Annotated in this window: 24 protein-coding genes; 1 reads left to right on the plus strand and 23 read right to left on the minus strand. The window is 52.6% G+C overall.

The genetic code is table 11. The annotated features are described in order from the left end of the window. Nucleotides 1-150: 150 nt before the first annotated feature. The 19 genes from atpA to rpmE all read right to left on the minus strand — a co-directional run bounded on the left by atpA (nucleotide 151) and on the right by rpmE (nucleotide 14,711). Nucleotides 151-1,668, minus strand: a complete 1,518-nt coding sequence (gene atpA, locus Psfp_RS01135) for a F0F1 ATP synthase subunit alpha (protein WP_134216717.1) — start codon at nucleotides 1,666-1,668, stop codon at nucleotides 151-153. A gap of 22 nt (nucleotides 1,669-1,690) precedes the next feature. After that, a complete protein-coding gene (locus Psfp_RS01140; RefSeq protein WP_134216718.1) occupies nucleotides 1,691-2,251 on the minus strand; it encodes a F0F1 ATP synthase subunit delta in 561 nt (186 codons plus the stop codon). Next, nucleotides 2,248-2,733, minus strand: a complete 486-nt coding sequence (atpF, locus tag Psfp_RS01145; RefSeq protein ID WP_243120412.1) for a F0F1 ATP synthase subunit B — start codon at nucleotides 2,731-2,733, stop codon at nucleotides 2,248-2,250. Before atpF ends, Psfp_RS01140 begins: the two co-directional genes overlap by 4 nt. Nucleotides 2,734-2,926: 193 nt before the next feature. Continuing rightward, nucleotides 2,927-3,160: a F0F1 ATP synthase subunit C gene (gene atpE / locus Psfp_RS01150; protein WP_134216720.1), complete on the minus strand. Its 234-nt coding sequence runs from the start codon at nucleotides 3,158-3,160 to the stop codon at nucleotides 2,927-2,929. 96 nt (nucleotides 3,161-3,256) lie between these two features. Next, nucleotides 3,257-3,991, minus strand: a complete 735-nt coding sequence (gene atpB, locus Psfp_RS01155) for a F0F1 ATP synthase subunit A (protein ID WP_134216721.1) — start codon at nucleotides 3,989-3,991, stop codon at nucleotides 3,257-3,259. A gap of 47 nt (nucleotides 3,992-4,038) precedes the next feature. Continuing rightward, nucleotides 4,039-4,443: an ATP synthase subunit I gene (locus Psfp_RS01160; RefSeq protein ID WP_134216722.1), complete on the minus strand. Its 405-nt coding sequence runs from the start codon at nucleotides 4,441-4,443 to the stop codon at nucleotides 4,039-4,041. A 12-nt stretch (nucleotides 4,444-4,455) separates the two neighbouring features. Continuing rightward, the gene (locus Psfp_RS01165) at nucleotides 4,456-4,707 is read right to left on the minus strand and encodes an AtpZ/AtpI family protein (RefSeq protein WP_134216723.1); all 252 of its coding nucleotides are present in this window, start codon (nucleotides 4,705-4,707) and stop codon (nucleotides 4,456-4,458) included. A 193-nt stretch (nucleotides 4,708-4,900) separates the two neighbouring features. Then, nucleotides 4,901-6,052 (minus strand): UDP-N-acetylglucosamine 2-epimerase (non-hydrolyzing), encoded by a 1,152-nt coding sequence (gene wecB, locus Psfp_RS01170; protein WP_134216724.1) that lies wholly within the window; start codon nucleotides 6,050-6,052, stop codon nucleotides 4,901-4,903. A 72-nt stretch (nucleotides 6,053-6,124) separates the two neighbouring features. Next, nucleotides 6,125-6,439: a MazG-like family protein gene (locus Psfp_RS01175; protein WP_134216725.1), complete on the minus strand. Its 315-nt coding sequence runs from the start codon at nucleotides 6,437-6,439 to the stop codon at nucleotides 6,125-6,127. A 59-nt stretch (nucleotides 6,440-6,498) separates the two neighbouring features. Beyond that, the gene (locus tag Psfp_RS01180) at nucleotides 6,499-6,978 is read right to left on the minus strand and encodes a cytidine/deoxycytidylate deaminase family protein (RefSeq protein WP_243120413.1); all 480 of its coding nucleotides are present in this window, start codon (nucleotides 6,976-6,978) and stop codon (nucleotides 6,499-6,501) included. Between the two features lie 200 nt (nucleotides 6,979-7,178). Beyond that, the gene (glyA, locus tag Psfp_RS01185) at nucleotides 7,179-8,423 is read right to left on the minus strand and encodes a serine hydroxymethyltransferase (protein ID WP_134216727.1); all 1,245 of its coding nucleotides are present in this window, start codon (nucleotides 8,421-8,423) and stop codon (nucleotides 7,179-7,181) included. Between the two features lie 30 nt (nucleotides 8,424-8,453). Continuing rightward, nucleotides 8,454-8,912 carry a ribose 5-phosphate isomerase B gene (gene rpiB / locus Psfp_RS01190; protein WP_134216728.1) on the minus strand — a complete coding sequence of 153 codons (459 nt, stop codon included), beginning with the start codon at nucleotides 8,910-8,912 and terminating at the stop codon, nucleotides 8,454-8,456. A 109-nt stretch (nucleotides 8,913-9,021) separates the two neighbouring features. Beyond that, nucleotides 9,022-9,498, minus strand: coding sequence for a low molecular weight protein arginine phosphatase (locus Psfp_RS01195; RefSeq protein WP_134216729.1), 477 nt, complete (start codon nucleotides 9,496-9,498; stop codon nucleotides 9,022-9,024). Between the two features lie 11 nt (nucleotides 9,499-9,509). Further along, a complete protein-coding gene (locus Psfp_RS01200; protein ID WP_134216730.1) occupies nucleotides 9,510-10,052 on the minus strand; it encodes a manganese efflux pump MntP family protein in 543 nt (180 codons plus the stop codon). 109 nt (nucleotides 10,053-10,161) lie between these two features. Next, nucleotides 10,162-11,268 carry an L-threonylcarbamoyladenylate synthase gene (locus Psfp_RS01205; RefSeq protein WP_134216731.1) on the minus strand — a complete coding sequence of 369 codons (1,107 nt, stop codon included), beginning with the start codon at nucleotides 11,266-11,268 and terminating at the stop codon, nucleotides 10,162-10,164. A gap of 62 nt (nucleotides 11,269-11,330) precedes the next feature. After that, nucleotides 11,331-12,206 (minus strand): peptide chain release factor N(5)-glutamine methyltransferase, encoded by an 876-nt coding sequence (gene prmC, locus Psfp_RS01210; RefSeq protein WP_243120414.1) that lies wholly within the window; start codon nucleotides 12,204-12,206, stop codon nucleotides 11,331-11,333. Between the two features lie 261 nt (nucleotides 12,207-12,467). Continuing rightward, nucleotides 12,468-13,535: a peptide chain release factor 1 gene (gene prfA, locus Psfp_RS01215; protein WP_134216732.1), complete on the minus strand. Its 1,068-nt coding sequence runs from the start codon at nucleotides 13,533-13,535 to the stop codon at nucleotides 12,468-12,470. Next, on the minus strand, nucleotides 13,525-14,400 hold the full coding sequence (locus tag Psfp_RS01220) for a DUF1385 domain-containing protein (RefSeq protein WP_134216733.1): 876 nt from the start codon (nucleotides 14,398-14,400) through the stop codon (nucleotides 13,525-13,527). The genes prfA and Psfp_RS01220 overlap by 11 nt, the downstream gene beginning before the upstream one ends. Before the next feature lie 104 nt (nucleotides 14,401-14,504). Further along, the gene (gene rpmE / locus Psfp_RS01225) at nucleotides 14,505-14,711 is read right to left on the minus strand and encodes a 50S ribosomal protein L31 (protein WP_134216734.1); all 207 of its coding nucleotides are present in this window, start codon (nucleotides 14,709-14,711) and stop codon (nucleotides 14,505-14,507) included. 209 nt (nucleotides 14,712-14,920) lie between these two features. Here rpmE and dmpI point away from each other — a divergent pair, with 209 nt between their 5' ends. Further along, nucleotides 14,921-15,112 carry a 4-oxalocrotonate tautomerase DmpI gene (gene dmpI, locus Psfp_RS01230; protein ID WP_134216735.1) on the plus strand — a complete coding sequence of 64 codons (192 nt, stop codon included), beginning with the start codon at nucleotides 14,921-14,923 and terminating at the stop codon, nucleotides 15,110-15,112. A gap of 100 nt (nucleotides 15,113-15,212) precedes the next feature. Here the strand turns inward: dmpI and Psfp_RS01235 are convergent, their stop codons facing one another. The 4 genes from Psfp_RS01235 to Psfp_RS01250 form a co-directional block, all read right to left on the minus strand. Further along, the gene (locus tag Psfp_RS01235; RefSeq protein WP_134216736.1) at nucleotides 15,213-16,466 is read right to left on the minus strand and encodes a radical SAM protein; all 1,254 of its coding nucleotides are present in this window, start codon (nucleotides 16,464-16,466) and stop codon (nucleotides 15,213-15,215) included. Nucleotides 16,467-16,679: 213 nt separating this feature from the next. After that, nucleotides 16,680-17,570 carry a M23 family metallopeptidase gene (locus Psfp_RS01240; RefSeq protein ID WP_134216737.1) on the minus strand — a complete coding sequence of 297 codons (891 nt, stop codon included), beginning with the start codon at nucleotides 17,568-17,570 and terminating at the stop codon, nucleotides 16,680-16,682. A 74-nt stretch (nucleotides 17,571-17,644) separates the two neighbouring features. Beyond that, the gene (gene rho, locus Psfp_RS01245) at nucleotides 17,645-18,967 is read right to left on the minus strand and encodes a transcription termination factor Rho (RefSeq protein ID WP_190259400.1); all 1,323 of its coding nucleotides are present in this window, start codon (nucleotides 18,965-18,967) and stop codon (nucleotides 17,645-17,647) included. Between the two features lie 52 nt (nucleotides 18,968-19,019). Beyond that, nucleotides 19,020-19,487: a DUF2062 domain-containing protein gene (locus Psfp_RS01250; RefSeq protein ID WP_243120415.1), complete on the minus strand. Its 468-nt coding sequence runs from the start codon at nucleotides 19,485-19,487 to the stop codon at nucleotides 19,020-19,022. Nucleotide 19,488 lies beyond the last annotated feature (1 nt).

Raw genomic sequence — 19,488 nt, forward strand, 5'->3', positions numbered from 1 at the left:
CCGGCAACAGGTCTAAAACTTGATGCCCCAAAGCCGCTACCTTAAAATCGGTCGTCAGTCGTCAGATGTCAGACGTCGGATTTAAGTTGGAATTCGCTTTGCGAATTCTTTTTATTCTGACTTCTGATTTCTGACCTCCGACTTCTGTTACTACAGGCCACGTGCAGTTTTGAAACCACTCTTGAATTCTTCTACGGCTGCACGCAGTTCTTTTTCAACAGCTGCAAATTCTCCGGTTTTTCTGATGGTTTCACCTATACTGGGCTTGTTAGCCTTCATGAATTTCAACAATTCCGCTTCAAAAGGTTGTACCGCTTCTATCGGCATATCGTCCAGATAACCATTGGCAGCGGCATAAATGCTCATGATCTGCTCTTCAACCGGCATAGGTACGTACTGTCCCTGTTTTAACAATTCCGTCATACGCTCGCCGCGGGTCAGCCTGGCCTGGGTAGATTTATCCAGGTCGGAACCGAACTGGGCAAAGGCGGCCAGTTCACGATACTGGGCCAGGTCAAGGCGGAGGCTGCCGGCAATCTTTTTCATGCCTTTCACCTGTGCGGAGCCACCCACACGGGATACCGAGATACCCACGTTAACAGCGGGCCGTACACCGGCGTAGAAAAGGTCGGGCTCAAGGAAGATCTGGCCGTCGGTGATGGAGATAACGTTAGTTGGAATATATGCGGAAACGTCGCCAGCCTGGGTCTCGATAATGGGCAGAGCCGTCATGGAGCCTGCGCCAAGGTCGTCGGACAGCTTGCAGGCACGCTCCAACAACCGGCTGTGCAGGTTGAATACGTCTCCTGGATAGGCCTCACGTCCGGGCGGCCGGCGCAATAGAAGTGACATTTCACGATAAGCGGTAGCCTGCTTGGACAGGTCGTCATAAACAATCAGGACATGTTTGCCCTGAGCCATGAACTCTTCACCAATAGCTGCCCCGGCGAATGGAGCGATATAGAGCATCGGGGATGGGTCAGATGCAGTGGCGGAAACGATGATGGTATAGTCCATAGCCCCTGTATCCTGCAGTTTTTGCATTACGTTAGCCACAGTAGACTGTTTCTGTCCAATAGCCACATAAATACAAATGACATCCCCGCCTTTTTGATTGATGATAGCGTCAACGGCGATGGCGGTCTTACCGGTCTGGCGGTCACCGAGGATAAGTTCCCGCTGGCCGCGGCCGATAGGAATCATAGAGTCGATAGCCTTGATCCCGGTCTGCAGAGGCTGGTGCACCGATTTACGGAACATAACACCGGGGGCGATTTTCTCTACCGGGTTAAATTTGTCGCTGTTAATGGGTCCTTTGCCATCCAGCGGCTGGCCCAGGGGGTTGACTACACGGCCGATCAGGGCGTCACCTACAGGTACGGATATAATCCGGCCGGTGCGCTTGACCGTGTCCCCCTCCTTAATATGCTTATAAGGCCCGAGAATAACGCAGCCGATGTTGTCCTGCTCCAGGTTGAGGGCCATCCCCAGCACACCGCCGGGGAATTCCAGCAGCTCCATGGACATACAGTCCATCAAGCCGTATACACGGGCGATACCGTCACCGACATTGATTACGGTACCGACATCCGTCATCTCGATCTGGGCCTGGTACTTATCTATCTGCTGCCGAATAATCGAGCTGATTTCTTCAGGTCGCAAATTCATTCACTGGTTCACCCCTATCTAGTTAACTTATTGCCTTCAGGCGATCTTTCAGGGTAGTCAATCTGGTCTTAACACTGCCGTCTATAATTTTATCCCCCATACGCACTATAACCCCGCCTATGATAGACGGGTCAACAGCATAAGAGGTCTGTACTTTTTTACCGGTCAGCCTGGCCAGGATGCTGCTCAGTTCGCCCTTTTCCGCATCGTTCAACTCAACCGCCGTGGTTACCCTGGCATCAATGATGCCCCGGTCAGCATTGGCCAATGCCACAAACTCATCGACAATGTCGCCAAAATAAGTCTCCCGCCGGCGATCTACCAACAAGGCAAGAAAGTTACCCGTGACTTCAGATATTTTCCCTTTAAAAAGCTGGTCTAATAATTCCTTCTTGGCTGCAGCGGTGATTTGCGGGTGGTAAAGCAGCCTCTGCAGTTCAATGTTTTCGTCCAGGATGCCTCTGACCTCTTTAAGTTCGGACTCAATCCTGTCGACCATGCTCTTGTACTTCGGTAAGGTTTTCTCCTCAGATGCAATATCATATAAAGCTTGCGCGTAACGTCCCGCTACAGGGCCCCTCATTGCAGTTCCCCTGCCTCTTTAATAAAGTTATCAATCAAACTGCGCTGGATCTGGTCATCCATATTTTTATCAATGATCTTACCAGCAACCAGTACGGACAGGGAAGCAACCTGGTCACGCAGTTCTGCAATCGCCTTTTGCTTTTCACGTTCAATTTCCGCCAGGGCGGCGTCTTTAATCTTGGCAGCCTCTTTTTTGCTGTTTTCAATGATTTCCAAAGCCTGGTCTTCACCGGCCTTGGTAGCCTTCTGGATAATTTCCTGGGCCTGCTCGCGGGAGCGGCGCATTTCAGCCTCGTAGCCCGCTTTCAATTGTTCCGCCTGCTGCCTTTCCTGTTCGGCAGCGGCGATGTTGCTGGCAATATGTTCCGACCGGTCAGCCAAAAGCTTAGCCAGCGGCTTATAAGCAACTAAGCGCAAGAAAACTAATAAAATTATAAAATCAAATATCTGCGCCAGTACTGTAGCGTTAAATTCTAACACTCGTTCCCCTCCTTCCATCTCCCGGTGGACAAAAGGAAGGCGATAGCATTTTGGTCGTGGGTCGTGAGCCGTGGGGTCGTTGGTCATTGATTAAAGATGAAAGATTTCAGAAAGACAACATCTTTCCCAACGACTCACTTCCAACCACACACGACCATTATGCTATGCCTTTTTTGCCTTGACACATGCCTTCTTAGGCAGCTTTGCCCAAAAGTATAAAGGCGATAACGACCGCAATAATGGGCATAGCTTCGATCAGACCCACTGAAATAAACATGGTGGTCATAATGGAACCCTTAGCCTCCGGCTGACGGGCAAGACCTTGTACGGCGTTGCCGGTAACCATACCGTCACCAATACCTGCGCCAAGGGCGGCCAGGCCTACTGCGAGAGCCGCTCCTAGAGCAGCGCCAGCTCCTAATTCCATGCATTTCCCCTCCTTTCCAAGGTAAATTTAATCCATTGTTAACTAAGTAGTTGGATCATAAAGCAAATCCAAGCTCGTAAATCAATCTATTAAATTCTAGTGCTCATCAGATACAGCCTGCCCTACATACGCTATGCTGAGCATGGTGAAAATAAAGGCCTGTATACAACCCACGAAGATACTAAAAGCAAGCCATACTACGGAAGCGATAAAACCCCCAAAGACATGGATCCACCCTCCCAGCATGCCCAGCAGGACGGCAATCAGCACTTCCCCGGCGTATATGTTCCCATAAAGACGGAAAGTCAGCGTAACGGGCTTGGCTAAGTCTTCAATGATTGTAATGGGAAGGAAGAATACGAATGGCTTCAGATAGTGTTTAAAGTAACCAAGACCTTTGTACCGGATACCAAAGATATAAATCAGTATGAAGGTACACAGGGCGAGGCCAAACGTCGTATTATAATCTGCTGTCGGAGAACTGAGGGTAGGTACGAGACCAATTAAGTTGGCGAACAAAATAAAAATAAAATAGGTTATTACAATTGGGAGCAGGGCTAAGCCTATCTTGGGGTTCATATTATCATTGACCAGACCTCTGATAAACTCCCACATCATCTCCATGATGTTCTGCGCCCCTCTGGGTCTGCGCATGTCCATGCCTCTAGTCGCAGCCACAACAAAAAGAATTACCAGGAGCATGGTAATCCAGGTCAGGATCAAGGTTTTTGGATTGAAAGCCAGGGTGGTGTTGCCTACCACTAGATCCCATGTATCGTGCGGCCATCCCCATATGTTTAGCTCGTGTTCAACTTCTTCGAAACTCAACATAACTCTTTTCTCACCCCTTTCTATATTAAATTTTGATGCCCATATGTTTAAGAATTGGGCCCCTCCGATTTCCTGTTGGGTAGGCCCATCAGCATCAAGACAGTACTAAAAGTAAAGATGCAGGGAGCTACAAAAATACCCGCCGCAGCCGCGTAAAGGTTAATGGAATCAGTGCGCGACACGAAATAAAGTACCGCGATGCTGGTTGAGATACGCATGGCGTAACCGGCCTTCATATGAGCGTAGGCATTGGGAACAGCCATGCTGACGATGGCGAGAAGCCTTTTACCCAGAAAAAAAGCATTCCACATGCCCGTTGCAATACCGATACCAAGACCCAATAAAACCGGATCTTGGGGCCGGATAAGCAAAGCCAGGCAAAAGAACACCAAAAGACAAGCCAATATCCTCAATGTCCTGGCAAGCTGGCCGTCAAAGTCCCAATCCCGCATATTCTTACTCCCTTACTCCCCTAAAAACCCTTTGAGGGTTTTATATACACCCAGCATCCCGGCGGCAAGCCCGCCCAGGACCCCTACCAGAAGCAGCCACGGCCCGGTGCCGAGCATCTGGTCCAGATACCTGCCGCCAAAGTATCCCAAAACCACCGTTATAGCCATTTCCATACCTATCGTGGTGGTCAGGGCAAGTGCCTGCAGTACGCCTCCCCGGCCTTCTCTTTTTTCTTCTATTTTTTTATCTTTTTTTTCGGCCATCACTGACCGCAACCTGACTGGCTCATGCTTCTACGAGGCCTATAACAGTATTTAACCTTATTTGTTCTACAAAAATAATGGTATTCCTCCATTTGAATAATAAATTTTAAATAAAATTTTTCTAATCTTACAAAATATATGCCATTGAAGATAAATATTGGATTTATGTTAAATATTACAGGTTATAGTACATTTAAACCGGCCTGAATTCCCCGGGACGTTTTCCGGAAAGGCCAAAACGGTACCTGATGGCCTGCACAATACGCCGGGAAGCATGGCCATCCCCGTACGGGTTGACGGCGTTGGCCATCCTGTCATAGTGAGCGCCGTCCTCCAACAGCTTTCTGGCGGCGGCAGCCACCGCTTCCCGGCCGGTTCCCACCAGCAGCACCGTGCCGGCATCCACCGCTTCCGGACGTTCGGTGGTATCGCGCAGCACCAGGACAGGCTTGCCCAGGGAAGGCGCCTCCTCCTGAAGGCCGCCGGAATCACTCAAAACCAGATAACTGCGTCCAATAAGGTTGGCAAACGGCTGGTAATCCATAGGCTCCGTGAGGTGAACCCTGTCCAGTCCACCCAGCTCATCATCCACGACCCTTCTTACGGCAGGGTTTTTGTGGACCGGGAAGACCACTTGCACATCGGGATAGGACTCTACCACCTCCCGCAGCGCCTGGTATATTTCACGCATGGGTTCCCCCAGATTTTCCCGGCGGTGCGTGGTGACTAAAAACACCCTGTGTTTATGATAATCCAGTGCGTTCAGCACCGGGTCATCGAACCGGTAGCCGGGCCGCACTGTGGCCAGCAGGGCGTCTATAACCGTATTGCCGGTCACAAATATGGTTTCCGGCTCTGCCCCTTCCGCCAGCAGGTTTTGCCTCGCCGTGGCTGTGGGGGCAAAATTCAGATCTGCCAGAACGCCCGTCAGGTGGCGGTTTATTTCTTCCGGAAACGGGGAAAATTTTTTCCGGGTGCGCAAACCGGCCTCAACATGACCTACCGGTATTTGCAGATAAAAGGCGGCCAGAGCAGCCACAAAAGTGGTGGTGGTATCACCATGCACCAGGATCAGGTCAGGCTTTTCCGTCTCAAAGACCCGCTTTAACCCGGACAGTGCCCGATTGGTTATATCAAAGAGGGTTTGTCCCTGCTGCATGATATTAAGGTCGTAAGCAGGGGTGATCTCGAATAGCTGCAAAACCTGGTCCAGCATTTCGCGGTGTTGAGCGGTAACCGCAACTTTGCATTCGATTTCCGCCTGGTGTTTTTCCAACTCCTTAACCAGGGGCGCCATTTTTATGGCCTCCGGCCTGGTTCCGAATACTGCCAGTACTTTAAGCAAAAACACATCTCCTTGATAACGAATAATGTAAGGTTATCCATACCGGCCAGTCCACTGGAAATAGTCTATGCGCTAGACAACCTTTAGATAACCTTTTTCAATCAGCTTGCCGATATGCTCATTACGGGCTTTTTCCAAATCTATCCCGTACTGCTCCTCCAGCACAAACATCATCGATACAGCCGTCTGGGCAACATCGAGCAGCTCATAGGTTATCTTCATCATCGCCTCTTTTTCACTGAGCCTTTTGGCTTCACCCGAGAGGCCGCGCAGTTTCCCGATGGCCTGGGCCAGTTCCCCCGCTTCCTCCATCAGCTTCAGGGCTGTGGATTCAATAGTGGGGGAAAGATTATTCAACTTCGGCAAAAGGATATTTTTCTTCTGCACTTGTACACCTCACGTCCGCCTTATAGGATGACAGGCTAGCAAAATTATACCATAATTGTCTAAATCATCAGCCAGTCTTTTTGCTCCGGCGACCACTTGCAGATGACCATTTCGCCATTTTCATTCAAGTAAACGATTCTGTCAATCAAGGCATTCCTGATCATTCGCCTGCAGAGCAGGCAGGGGGCGCCCGAGGCCAAGGAGCCGTCCGAGTTGAAACCCGTCACGTAGATAGACGAGCCTATCATCTTCACCGGATCGCCGTTGATGATAGCGTTTTGTTCCGCGTGGACGGCAACGCACAGTTCGTATCTTTCTCCTTTGGGGATCTTGAGTTCTTCCCGGATACACCTGCCCGTGTCAATGCAGTTAGCCTCACCCCTGGGTGAACCATTGAAACCGGTGCTGATAATGATGTTGTTGCGGACGATAACAGCCCCGTAAAAACGTCTCAGGCAGGTGGACCTGGTAGATACCACCTTGGCTATTTCGATAAAGTACTCGTCCCAGGTCGGCCTCTGCTTGCTTTCTCCGGTCAAGTTATCCTCCCCGCTTGGCCAAGCGCTTACAATTTTATTTCGCTGCCGCCCCGGCAGTTGCATGTGCTGACAGCCCAACTCAGGTTATCGCTAACACACTCACAATTTTGGACATGGGACGTGGGTCGTGAGTCGTGGGGTCCGGGTATTGCTAACGGGTTTAAACATATGTGATCCTGTTTACTCCCGCTTCTCACGTCTCAATACAGAGGGTACCTCCGGCAGATTTCAGCAACCCGTTCTCTGGCCTGGTCCAACCTGGCTGAATCAGCGCGGTTGGCAATAGTATAGTCCATAATTTCAGCGATTAACGCCATATCCTGCGCTTTCAGGCCGCGGGTGGTGACTGCGGGGACGCCGATGCGGATCCCGCTGGAAATATTGGGCGGCTGCGGGTCAAAGGGTATGGCGTTCTTGTTGATAGTAATACCGACACGGTCAAACAGAATCTGGGCTTCACTGCCGGTAATGTTTTTACCTCTCAGGTCAACCAATACCAGGTGTGTATCGGTACCGCCCGAAACCAGCTCAAATTTCCGCTCCAGCAAAGCCTCGGCCAGAGCCCGGGCATTGGTGACAATATTCTGCTGGTATTCTTTGAAACCAGGCTCAAGCGCTTCTTTCAGCGCCACGGCCTTGGCAGCTATTACATGCATCAGAGGACCGCCCTGAATGCCGGGAAAGACCGCCCGGTTGATTTTAGCCGCGTACCTTTCGCCATCCTTGCTCAGGATCAGGCCGCCCCTGGGGCCGCGCAGGGTCTTGTGGGTGGTGGTGGTAACGATGTCGGCATACGGCGCCGGACTCATATGCAGCCCGGCCGCGACCAGGCCGGCGATATGGGCCATATCAACCATCAGGTAGGCTCCAACCTCATCCGCTATTTCCTTCATTTTGCGAAAATCAATGGCGCGCGGATAGGCGCTGGCGCCCGCAACAATCATCTTGGGTTTATGCTCACAGGCGGTGGCGAGGACCTTTTCATAATCAATAAGGCCGGTGTCTTGATCCACCCCGTAAAATACGAAATTAAAGTATTTGCCGGAAATGTTGATGGGACTGCCGTGGGTAAGGTGCCCTCCGTGGGCCAGGTCCATGCCCAGGATGGTATCGCCCGGTTTCAGCAGGGCAAAGTACACCGCGGTGTTGGCCTGGCTGCCGGAGTGGGGCTGGACGTTGGCATAATCAACTCCGAACAATTCCTTGGCCCTGGCAATGGCCGTGCTTTCAGCCATGTCGACGTACTCGCAACCCCCATAATAGCGGCGCCCGGGGTAGCCTTCCGCATATTTATTGGTCAGGACAGTGCCCTGCGCCTCCATCACCGCTTTGCTGGCTACGTTTTCAGAGGCGATTAATTCCAGGGTAAACTCCTGCCGTTTGGTTTCGAGTTCAATAATACGGGAAATTTCCGGGTCAACTTCAGCAAGGGGCCGTTTCAACATAAAAAATCCTCCCTACAACCGGTTGTAAACTTACCGGCTTGAACAATTGTATTTGCTTTCAATAACTCCTATTTTATCTACCCTGCGGCTGTGGCGCCCCCCCTGGAACTCTGCCTGCAACCAGGTTGTAACAATATCCCTGGCCAGTCCGGGTCCAATCACACGCTCACCCATGGTCAGGATGTTGGCGTCATTGTGCTCGCGCGCAGCCCGGGCTGAAAAGGTATCGTGGCACTGCCCCGCCCTGATCCCCGGTACTTTATTGGCCGCGATCGCTACTCCGATCCCCGTGCCGCAACATAGTATGCCTCGCTCATAGGCGCCGCCGCTTACAGCTTCGGCTACCGCCAGGGCGATGTCCGGATAGTCAACCGGATCAGCTGAAAATGTTCCAAAATCCTTGTATGCTATGGAGGATTCCTCCAGAAGCGCGATTACCGTCTTTTTTAATATGTAACCGCCGTGATCGCTGGCCACGGCAATTTTCATAAAAGCATCACCGTTCTTTTAAATATAGTTGTGCCATAACAAAAGTTCTACAGCAATTCCAATTTTCCCTTTAATCTTGTCGAACAAATGCTGCTTGTAACACTTTTGGTTAAGTCCCCCCGGAGCTTTGGCTTGCCACCCCCAGCCTGTCCAGCGCTTTGCCGATTAAATCCACCAATCTGCGGGCACAGTTGCGGTAGGCTTCGAGCGGCTGCCCGATGGGGTCGGCAATATCTCCAACAGCCTTGGCGTACCCTGCGAGAGTGAACACTTTCTCCGCTTGCGAGGGAACCAGTGTCTGAACATGCCGCTGGTGGGCCATGGTCATGGTTAACACGAGATCGGCCTGTCTCACAGCTTCCGGGGTCAGCAGCACAGCTCTGTGCCGGTCCAAATCGATACCCATTTCAGCCAGGGCGGTGACTGCCTCAGGTGAAGCCGGTTCCCCTGCTATAGCCGCCACCCCGGCCGAGGCAAACACAATATCCATTTGGCAGCCCGGACGGTCTTCCAGCAGCCTCTTGGCTATGGCTCCGGCCATGCTGCTGCGGCAGGTGTTACCCGTACAGACAAAAATTATTTTCATATCATAACACCTCAAAAAATCATTTTGGCGCCGATACCCACCAGAACCAATCCTCCCAGCAACTGTGCCCTCTCACCGACCCACCCGCCCAGAAAACGGCCAAAAACCAGACCGGTAAAGGTCATTATACCTGCCACAACTCCGATTAGTCCCGCCACCAGCAGCAGGTTGACCTGGCGGGTCCCCAGGGTAAAGCCGACACTTAAGGCGTCCATGCTTACGCTGGCCCCCAGCAGGAGCAACCCGCCAACACTGAAATTAACCCGGACAGGCGCCTGCTCCAAGCGATGCCGCCAGGTTTCCCAAACCATTTTAATGCCAAGATAGACCAGCAGCAGGGCGCCTGCAATTGCAGCCGCGCGACCCAGCAGGTTGCCGGCGAATTCACCCGCCAACCAGCCGGTCAGAGGCATGGCAATGTGGAAAATAAGCACGGTCAAACTCACCAGGATGATTTGGCGCCGGTTGACTCCGGCCAGGCCGATGCCGACACAAAGCGAAAAGGCGTCTGTTCCCAGGGCAACGGCTAAAACTATCAAGGTAATAAGGCTCATGGCACACTCCTATTGGCCCTTCATGAACAACTTATATAATCGCTGTCGCGGAAGCGGCAGCGGATGAAAACTTGTTTATGCTCAGGATAATTATTCCCAACTGAGAAGTTTATTCATCATGCATTTTATCAAGGTTGTCAGCATCCTGGTCGACAACGTGCAAAATTCTGCCTCCGGCAGCCTTTCTCAGGCGATTCATGACAGCCAGTCCTACCCCGCTTTCCGGCAGGCCTTCAGCCAGGATATAGTCGACCTCCAAATCGTTGAAACGCCGCAAAGCTGCATATAAGCCAGCGGCTACAGTTTCCGGTTTACTCCTCTGTCCGGCCAGGACCACCTGCCCTGTCCCGGCATAATCCTCGCCGTCTGAGTAGGCAAGGATTCCCACCTGCTTACCCTTGGAGCGGTACTCTGTGGCTATTTCCCTGATTTTTGCCGCGATGGCCCGCGGGTCGCCTTCCAGCAGCAGGAGCGGAGCTCTGGGGGCATAATGAGTATATTTCATCCCAGGAGACCGCGGTTTGGCTGCCTGCAGGCTGCTTAACGCAGCCGGATCAACCATCACCTTACCCAGTATCCCCGTCAAAGCCTCCGGAGTAACCCCTCCCGGCCTTAAAATCGTGGGAACCGGACCGGTCAGATCGAGAACGGTCGACTCCACACCTACCCCGGCCGGACCCCCGTCAAGGATCATATCAATTCGTCCGTTCAAATCCTGCATTACGTGAGCAGCCACGGTAGGACTCGGGCGGCCTGAAAGGTTGGCGCTGGGCGCCGCCACCGGCGACCCGGCCGCTCTGATTAAGGCCAGCGCCACTGCGTGTCCGGGCATGCGGATGGCTACGGACGGCAGTCCCGCCGTCACCTCCGGCGGCACCACCCCGCCAGCCGGCAGGACCAGGGTCAGCGGCCCAGGCCAGAAGGCTTGCATCAACTCTTGCGCCGAGCTGGAGAGACTTTCCACTAAATCTTTGACCTGGTCTAAATCCGCCACGTGGACAATCATGGGGTTGTCGGAAGGGCGTCCCTTGACCTCAAAAATCCGCATTACCGCCCTGCCGTCCAGGGCATTTGCGCCAAGTCCATAAACGGTTTCTGTTGGGAAGGCCACGAGCCCTCCCTGCGCCAGGATATCCCCTGACGCCTGGATCACACTGGGGTCAGGATGAAGCGGGTCAACTTTTATGTACCTTGTGGCCAATATCTTTTGAGTCATCTAAAGTTACCTCATATTTTGCCCCGTCAAAGAAGAGCAAGTTCTCATCCGGTTCGCCAGAGTCATGCGGGTTTACATTCTGCGCCGTCGCATAACCTGGCCACTACCAGCCTGTCCAAACCGGCCAGGTCTTTGACAATATCGGCTTCCCAACTGGTTTCTAACAGCCCCAGCATATCCCGGGCCTGGTCGAAACCGATTTCCAGCAAGAGCAAACCGCCCTTTTTTAATAATATTGCGGCTGTGGGGATAAGCCGCCTGTAAAGTTCCAGGCCACCCTTTCCCCCGTCCAGAGCCAGCACGGGTTCAAATTGCCGGACGCTGCGGGGGAGACCGGCAAGTTCGTCTGAGGATATATAGGGCAGGTTGGCCGCGATTAAGTCCACCCCGTTGGCAGGGACAACGCCTGCCAACGGCTCTAAAAGTTCACCACGGAAAAACCTCACACGCGATCCAACACCATGCCTGGCAGCATTATTCCTGGCCACTTCCAGAGCTTCTCCCGAACAGTCGGTGGCATAAACGATACTCTCCGGTAAAAAAGAAGCCAGGCTCACCGCTATCGCCCCGCTGCCGGTACCGACATCGATCACCAGCGGCGCCGGCGGGAGCAGCGCCAGGGCTGTTTCAACCAGCAGTTCGGTCTCGGGCCTGGGTATTAGAACGGAAGGGTTGACCTTAAAGTCCAGGCCCATGAATTCTTTGCAGCCTGTAAGATAAGCCACGGGTTCTCCAAGAAGCCGCCGCATGACCATTTCCCAAAAATATTTTTCCTCATGCGCCGGGAGAGTGCATTCCCATTCCCGGTATAAACCGGCCCGGTCGAGGCCGGTGACATGGGATAACAGCACTTCGGAATCCAGAGCCGGCGCGGCCCCCTCCACCTTTTGCAATTTTCTTCTGGCTTCCTGGAGGATCTGTCTTATTGTTTGGGACAAATTACATTCCTCAACTGTGTGTATATTTAGGTTCGTTCCACACGCCGCGATCGCGGCGCCACGTATCATGGAAAATACCAAGCGATGCAGGCGCCATTTCAATCGCACATCGCCCGCCAGCGCCGGATTTGTGTAACGAATGTAACGTTTGTGCGAATGAATTCGCACCTGCATTTTTTTGGATTCGCTCTGTGAGCTGAACAGATGTACCGTTATTTTCAGAGAAGAGGAACAAATCGTGTTTAAGCCTGGCCTGCCGTATCAGTTATCCTGTTTTAAACGCTCAGCCTGGTCGGTGGTAACCAGGGTGTCGATAATCTCATCCAGGTCACCCAGCAAAACCGTATCAAGACGGTGCAGGGTCAACCCAACCCGGTGGTCGGTCACCCTGTTTTGCGGAAAATTATAGGTGCGGATGCGCTCGCTGCGATCTCCGGAGCCCACCATGGATTTTCTGGTTGTGGACATCTTTTGCTGGCGCTCTTCCTCAGCACGGTCAAGTAAGCGCGCCATGAGTACCTTCATAGCTTTATCCTTGTTTTTATGCTGTGACTTTTCGTCCTGCATGGAGACGACAATACCGCTCGGCAGGTGGGTAATGCGTACTGCGGACTGGGTGGTATTGACAGACTGGCCGCCGTGCCCGGACGCGCAGAAAACATCGATGCGCAGGTCGTTGGGATCAATATCAAGATCGACTTCCTCGGCCTCAGGCAATACGGCCACAGTGGCGGCAGACGTGTGAATACGCCCCCCGGACTCGGTGCTGGGGATCCGCTGCACGCGGTGCACACCGCTTTCAAACTTGAGGCGACTGTATGCGCCTTTTCCGTTAATAAGAAAAATAATTTCCTTAAAACCCCCGATGTCGGTGGGATTGTTGTCAAGCACCTCGGTGTGCCATCCCTGCCGCTCGGCATAGCGGGAGTACATGCGGAACAAGTCTGCGGCAAATAGTCCCGCCTCTTCCCCACCGGTACCAGCGCGTACCTCAACAATCACGTTTTTATCGTCATTAGGGTCTTTGGGCAGCAGCAGCAATTTGAGGCGCTGTTCCAGCTCATCTTTTTTAGGCGCCAGTTCTTCCAGTTCAAGCTGGGCCATTTCCCGCATTTCGGCGTCTGCATCCTCGGCCAGGAGGGCCTTCGCCTCCTGCATTTCCCTGTTTATTTTCATATATTCCCGGTAAACGTTAACCACGCCGGTCAGGTCGGCATGGCTTTTTACGTACTGCTGCCAGAGAGGAAGGTCTGCCATTACTTCAGGGTCCCCGATCAGGTTACCCAATTCTTCATACCTTTCCTCCAGGCTGGCCAATTTACTTAACATTCTTATCGCTCTCCTTCAGCACTGCCCCGAAAGCAGCAATGGCCACCTCTACCTGACCATCGTCCGGTTGGCTGGTAGTCAGTTTTTGCAACCACAGTCCGGGCGCTATTAAAAAGCGGCATAACGGTGTAGAAGCATACTTACCGGATAATTTAAGCGCTTCGTATGAAATTCCGGCTACAACCGGCAGCAAGAGAACGCGGGATAGTATCCTCCACCACAATACCTGCTCGCCTAACATGGAGAAAATCAGTATGCTGATGACCATTACAATCAGCAGGAAACTCGTGCCACAACGAGGATGCAAAGTGGAATACCGCTGTACACGGTCAGGTTGGAGCAGGTCTCCGGCCTCATAGGCGTTGATGACCTTGTGCTCGGCTCCATGGTACTGGAATACACGCTGGATGTCGGCCATCCGTCCGATCGCCACCACATAAGCCAGAAAAATAGCAATACGGAAGAAACCTTCGATAAGGTTCTGGACCAAGCTGCCCGGGGCTATTCTGTTCAACATATGGGCCGCAGCAGTAGGCAGAACCGCAAAAAGCAGGACGGCAAGTCCGAGAGCAACAGCAATCGTAATGAAAATCTGGCCGGGGGTTAGCTCTTCTTCTTCTCCGGTGGCCTGACCGGCTGAGAAGGTAAGCGCCTCGATACCCATAACCAGGGACTCGATTAGCATAACCACCCCGCGCACCATGGGCCACTTTAAAAACTTCACCCGCTTGGTCAGGGAGCCTACCGTCTTTTCGTCCACAATAATGGTCTGGTCCGGCTTACGGACAGCTACGGCGCGGGAATCCGGGCCACGCATCATTACTCCTTCAATGACCGCCTGACCGCCGTATTGGAATGAAGACATTTATTTCACTTCCTTTTAAACAGGCGCCTGCTGCTACCCCAACTTAAAACAACCGGACGGCGCCGCATAGTAAAAGTAGCAGAGCTCGTGCTCTGCTACCTGCCCTACTTCGTCGTCAGGCCGTATTTTTTACGGAAACGCTCGGCCCTGCCGCCGGTTTCAATGGTCCGCTGTGATCCGGTATAGAAGGGGTGGCACTTGGAGCAAATCTCCACGCGCATATCTTTTTGGGTTGAGCCGGTTTCAAAGGTCGCACCGCACACACAGGAAACTGTTATTTTCCCGTACTTCGGATGAATGTTTTCTTTCATTTTATTCACCTCTTTCCTGACATAGCAAAGGGACACACTTCCTAATTATAGCATACGTTTTATTGCCCCGCAACACAAACAGGGTTCCGGGCAAGAAGAGTTGCTGCACTCGCCGTCCTTTCGCCTGCCATAAACTTTTGCAGCATATTTACACCATAAAATCACAATGCTAAGATTAAGTTGAAATTCATAAATGAAGGAGTGTTATTATGCCCGTTATCACAGTTGAAGCAGGTAAAATGGACAGAAACAAAAAGGCGCTGCTGGTTAAGGAACTTACTCAAAAAGCAAGCGAGATTTTAAGTATACCTGAACAGGCTTTTGTTACGCTGATTAAAGAAAATGATATGGACAATATCGGAACCGGCGGCCGGCTCTTGTCTGACAAAATGGCCAAGTAAAATGCAGCGAATTCATGCCCGCAAAAGCTACTTTGGATACCCGAGGACAAACATTATTAAGATTTCGCCCCCTCCCGGCTCCCGCTTGAGGTACGGACAATTACGCTAACGGGTGGCTGTAACTGCCAACGGTCAAGCCGGGCAATTCTCTCAACGCATCCACCAACTCCGGGACACCCATAGTGGAACCACTGTATAAGGGCACATGCCGCCAGAGCAGGTTGGGGTCTATATTAAGGTTTCTCAACTGGACCATATTGACCCCGGTGTCGCGGATTAGCTCGATAAGAGCAGCCGCCTCCTCCTCCCGATCGGTAAGACCGGGAAAAACGAGCAGGTTCAAAGAAGCCTGAACCCCGCCGGAAACTGCCTTTGCAATGGAATTGCGGACCTCTGCCAAGCCGAAGCCGGCAGGGCGGTAGTATGCGTTGTAAGTCTCCGGTCTGGCGCTGATCAGGCTGATACGGATGGCGTCCAGACCGGCCCGGCAAATTTCTGCTATCCCTGCGGCATGCCCGCCGTTGGTGTTCATATTGATGGTGCCAGAACTGGTCTCAGCTCTGATCATGCCGATGGCTTCGGAAATAACTGACGAGGCCAGAGCAGGTTCGCCCTCGCAGCCCTGCCCGAAACTGACGATGGCGCCGTTCCCCGGTTCCAGGTGAGGGATCGCCACCTCAGCCACCTCCCGCGGTGTTGGGTTGAAATTGATGCGCGACTGGGGTGACGGGCAGCATTCAGCCGGCTGCAGTGATATGCACCCGAGACAGTTGGCGTTGCACCTTGGCGAAACAGGGATCCCGCCCTCCCAGCGGCCATAAAAAATGTTTTGGGCGGTAAAACAGTGGTAATTCAGGGCGCAATGAGCCAGCTGGCGAATGATCCGGTTGGCCGGATAATCTTTTTGTTTTTGTTTAACCCGGAACGGCAGGTCCCCGCTGTCGTATGCCGAGGGATCCCAGGGCCCGGGGTCGTCAGTGGGCAGGGCAGCCGCATATAGTTCGCCATCCCGGCAGGCTACAGCTGTATAACCCATTAGAGGCAGCGGTTTTTCTTGTTTGCCGCGCTGAAAAGAAGGCAACAGCGTACGGGTATAGCCCTGGGGCAAGAGTGCCCCCACCGCCCAGGCACGGCCGGATTTCCACGGGTTTTGCTCCAGCAGGGTGAAACGACCGGACCGCGTTACGCCGAGCGGGACGCCGGCCGGCACAAGTACCAGGGAAGCCCCTTGCGGCAGCTTAATCAGGTCCTCCTCCGCTATCTCCACAAACCTGTCCCCGGTGCGGCCGGTAGCCCCCAGGCTGTGGTGGTCATAAAGGCGACCGTCTTCCCCTGCAAAAACCAGGCGGTACACTGGCCATTCCCCCTAAAGACAACCTATTGCAATATTATAATTGATACTCCTATTCCTGGCAAACACTTGGCTCATTGCTGTTGAAATCCTTCTGCACCCATAATCAGGCAGTTATTGTTCCATCCATAAACTTTAACAGGAAACGAGCTTCAAGAAGATTTGGCGGCTTCTTCTTTGTAATAAAATAAGCTCCACCTTAGGGTGAAGCTCATTTTAGCCGTAGTAATGCTCCTGTTCCAGGTAGTTCAGCGGGTCTAAGGGTGTGCCGTTCATGAGCACTTCCAGGTGCAGGTGAGGTCCTGTGGACTTGCCCGTATTACCGGCAAGGGCAAGGACTGTGGTTGTGTCCACCGGATCTCCTTCAGCAACCAAGATTTTTGAGCAGTGGGCGTACAGTGTGCGTAATCCATCGCCGTGGTCGATAATCACTGCCAGGCCGTAAGTGCCTCTCGAACCGGTAAATACCACACGGCCGGGCGCTGCGGCCCTGATTGGTGTGCCTTCTTCCACGGCAATGTCAATTCCCTCGTGGGGCTTCCCATCCCGCAAACCGAAAGGTGAGCTGATGGCGCCATATAGCGGCCAGGACAACCATCCCGCGGCAAGACCTCTGGAAGGAGGGGGGCCAAGGGCGGGGAAACTGCGGGGAATCATCAATTTCTGCCCCGCCAGGATGGTGTTTGGGTCCGCCTGCCCGTTTCTGGCGGCTATCACATTTACATTAACGTGGTAGAGCTTAGAGATATCCAGCAGCGTTTCCCCCGGCTGCACCAGATGGACGATGCAATCTGAGGGGATCTTTAAGCGCTGGCCAGCCTTAATGTGATCCCGGTCAGGCAGCCTGTTTGCTAAGGCCAGTGTCTCGAGGGAAATACCGTTGAGTCTGGCAATATCCGTGAGGGTGTCGCCCGGCTTGACCTCGTACAGGCTCTGGTTGTCATCCTCCACCAGGGCCACAGGGGGTGAGATATATTTATTCCCAACAATCAACTCATCCAGACGGGCCATAGCCGGACTGGTACCCAATAGGATAACAGCAGCCAGAAACATCGCCGTAAGAGCTCTAATCAAATTTATATGCAGATTAAAAAATTGCTTTGTCAAAAAAACACACCTCTTCTAAGCAAAATCAATAGCTAGTTTTGCCAGAAGAGGTATTTATTATACTTTGTTATCCCTTACTTGCTGTCAGCGCCTACCGTATAGGAGCCCCGGCGCCCGCTTTCGGGACGGCTCACGGAACCCCCCTCGGCCCTTCGCAGGTGTAGAAAGGCGCCCACCAGGTCCTTGTTGGTCCTGGTCCGCTTCATCTGTTCGACCAGCATATCCATGGCTTCCCAGGGGGTTGCCCCGTTGGTGGATTTACGGAACTGCCAGATCATTTCCAGCTCTTCCCTGGATAAGAGCAGCTCTTCCTTGCGCGTACCGGAACGCTGTACATCAACAGCCGGGAAAAGCCTCCTTTCGGCCAGCCGCCGGTCCAGAATCAGCTCCATATTGCCCGTTCCTTTAAACTCCTCGAAAATAACATCGTCCATCCTGCTCCCCGTTTCAACCAGGGCAGTGGCCAGGATAGTCAGGCTGCCGCCCTCTTCCAGTTTCCTCGCCGCGCCAAAAAACCTTTTGGGCTTATGCAGGGCGGCCGGGTCGACTCCGCCGGAAAGAGTGCGCCCGCTTGGCGGGACCACCAGGTTGTGCGCTCTGGCCAGGCGGGTGATGCTGTCCAGCAGGACAACCACATCCTGACCGTGCTCTACCAGCCGTTTGGCTCTCTCCAAAACCATATCAGCAACTTTGACGTGATTTTCCGGCGGTTCGTCAAAGGTTGAGCTGACAACCTCGCCGTCCACGGAACGTTCTATATCAGTTACTTCTTCCGGCCGTTCATCAATAAGAAGGACCATCAAAGTAATTTCCGGGTTATTGCGGGTGATACTGTTGGCAATTTCCTTAAGAAGAATGGTCTTGCCGGCTTTGGGCGGGGAAACAATCAGGCCGCGCTGGCCCTTGCCGATGGGGGCAAGCAGGTCGATAATCCGGGTTGAAAATTTATCCGGTTCAGTTTCCAGGTTAATCCGCTCCATGGGATAAAGGGGGGTGAGTCCGTCAAAATGCAGCCTGCTTTCGGCTTGCTGCGGGTCAATGCCGTTCACCTGCTCTACCCGCAGCAGGGCAAAGTATCGTTCGCTTTCTTTAGGCCGGCGCACCTGACCCGCCACCATGTCACCCGTACGAAGGTCAAAACGCCTGATTTGTGATGAGGATACGTAAATATCGTCATAACTGGGAAGGTATTGGAAGGGTCTTAAGAAACCGTAACCGTCAGGCAGGATATCCAGTACTCCTTTGGCATATAAAAGGCCATTCTTCTCGGTCTGAGTTTTTAAGATTTCAAAAATCAGTTCCTTTTTGCGGTACTTATAGTAGCCCGGTAGCTCAAGGTCCTTGGCGATTTTGTAAAGTTCAACCAGTGTTTTACTCTCTAAGTCTGCATAATTCAAAGGCAACCCCCCCAGCGATTATTTTGATAGTTTTTAACAACGGTGAGCGGTTTTATGTATTCCGCTTGCGTCTGCGACGCTCCAAAAGAATTAGCAGGAGAAAATAAACCGCCAGGGAGAACAGTGTGGCATTCACCAGGCTGCCCACCAGAAAAGGATAACCGTGTTCAATCACTTTTTCCAGATAAGGGCCCACGAATGACAAGCCACTGATGGAAACGTCGGTTTCGGGGGCACCCCCGCACAGAAACTTGCCGACCAGGATATCAAAGGTGAAGAATACAGGGACCATCGCCTTAAACACACAAACCGTAGCGACGGCTGCCAGCGGGCTGCAGCGGATGAGGCGGGCCACCAGGTAGGAAAGCGGTATGCTGATAATAGGTATGGGCAAAAAGTCAAAGGCAATTCCTAAAGCTACTCCTCTGGCAATCTTTTTGGGTGAATCAGGCAGGCTCATGACCTTATCGTAGTAATTTTTCAGGTACTCCAGCACACGTGTGGCAATTTTCTTTTTCAAA

The organism is Pelotomaculum sp. FP, from assembly GCF_004369245.1.
Taxonomy (GTDB): Bacteria; Bacillota; Desulfotomaculia; order Desulfotomaculales; family Pelotomaculaceae; genus Pelotomaculum_C; species Pelotomaculum_C schinkii.

What these genes read in the sequence shown, in the direction of transcription:
- atpA (WP_134216717.1), bottom strand. Translation starts at nt 1,668, where the DNA reads ATGAATTTGCGACCTGAAGAAATCAGCTCGATTATTCGGCAGCAGATA.
- Psfp_RS01140 (WP_134216718.1), bottom strand. Translation starts at nt 2,251, where the DNA reads ATGAGGGGCCCTGTAGCGGGACGTTACGCGCAAGCTTTATATGATATT.
- atpE (WP_134216720.1), bottom strand. Translation starts at nt 3,160, where the DNA reads ATGGAATTAGGAGCTGGCGCTGCTCTAGGAGCGGCTCTCGCAGTAGGC.
- atpB (WP_134216721.1), bottom strand. Translation starts at nt 3,991, where the DNA reads ATGTTGAGTTTCGAAGAAGTTGAACACGAGCTAAACATATGGGGATGG.
- Psfp_RS01160 (WP_134216722.1), bottom strand. Translation starts at nt 4,443, where the DNA reads ATGCGGGATTGGGACTTTGACGGCCAGCTTGCCAGGACATTGAGGATA.
- Psfp_RS01165 (WP_134216723.1), bottom strand. Translation starts at nt 4,707, where the DNA reads ATGGCCGAAAAAAAAGATAAAAAAATAGAAGAAAAAAGAGAAGGCCGG.
- glyA (WP_134216727.1), bottom strand. Translation starts at nt 8,423, where the DNA reads ATGTTGAAACGGCCCCTTGCTGAAGTTGACCCGGAAATTTCCCGTATT.
- rpiB (WP_134216728.1), bottom strand. Translation starts at nt 8,912, where the DNA reads ATGAAAATTGCCGTGGCCAGCGATCACGGCGGTTACATATTAAAAAAG.
- Psfp_RS01195 (WP_134216729.1), bottom strand. Translation starts at nt 9,498, where the DNA reads ATGAAAATAATTTTTGTCTGTACGGGTAACACCTGCCGCAGCAGCATG.
- Psfp_RS01200 (WP_134216730.1), bottom strand. Translation starts at nt 10,052, where the DNA reads ATGAGCCTTATTACCTTGATAGTTTTAGCCGTTGCCCTGGGAACAGAC.
- Psfp_RS01205 (WP_134216731.1), bottom strand. Translation starts at nt 11,268, where the DNA reads ATGACTCAAAAGATATTGGCCACAAGGTACATAAAAGTTGACCCGCTT.
- prfA (WP_134216732.1), bottom strand. Translation starts at nt 13,535, where the DNA reads ATGTTAAGTAAATTGGCCAGCCTGGAGGAAAGGTATGAAGAATTGGGT.
- Psfp_RS01220 (WP_134216733.1), bottom strand. Translation starts at nt 14,400, where the DNA reads ATGTCTTCATTCCAATACGGCGGTCAGGCGGTCATTGAAGGAGTAATG.
- rpmE (WP_134216734.1), bottom strand. Translation starts at nt 14,711, where the DNA reads ATGAAAGAAAACATTCATCCGAAGTACGGGAAAATAACAGTTTCCTGT.
- dmpI (WP_134216735.1), top strand. Translation starts at nt 14,921, where the DNA reads ATGCCCGTTATCACAGTTGAAGCAGGTAAAATGGACAGAAACAAAAAG.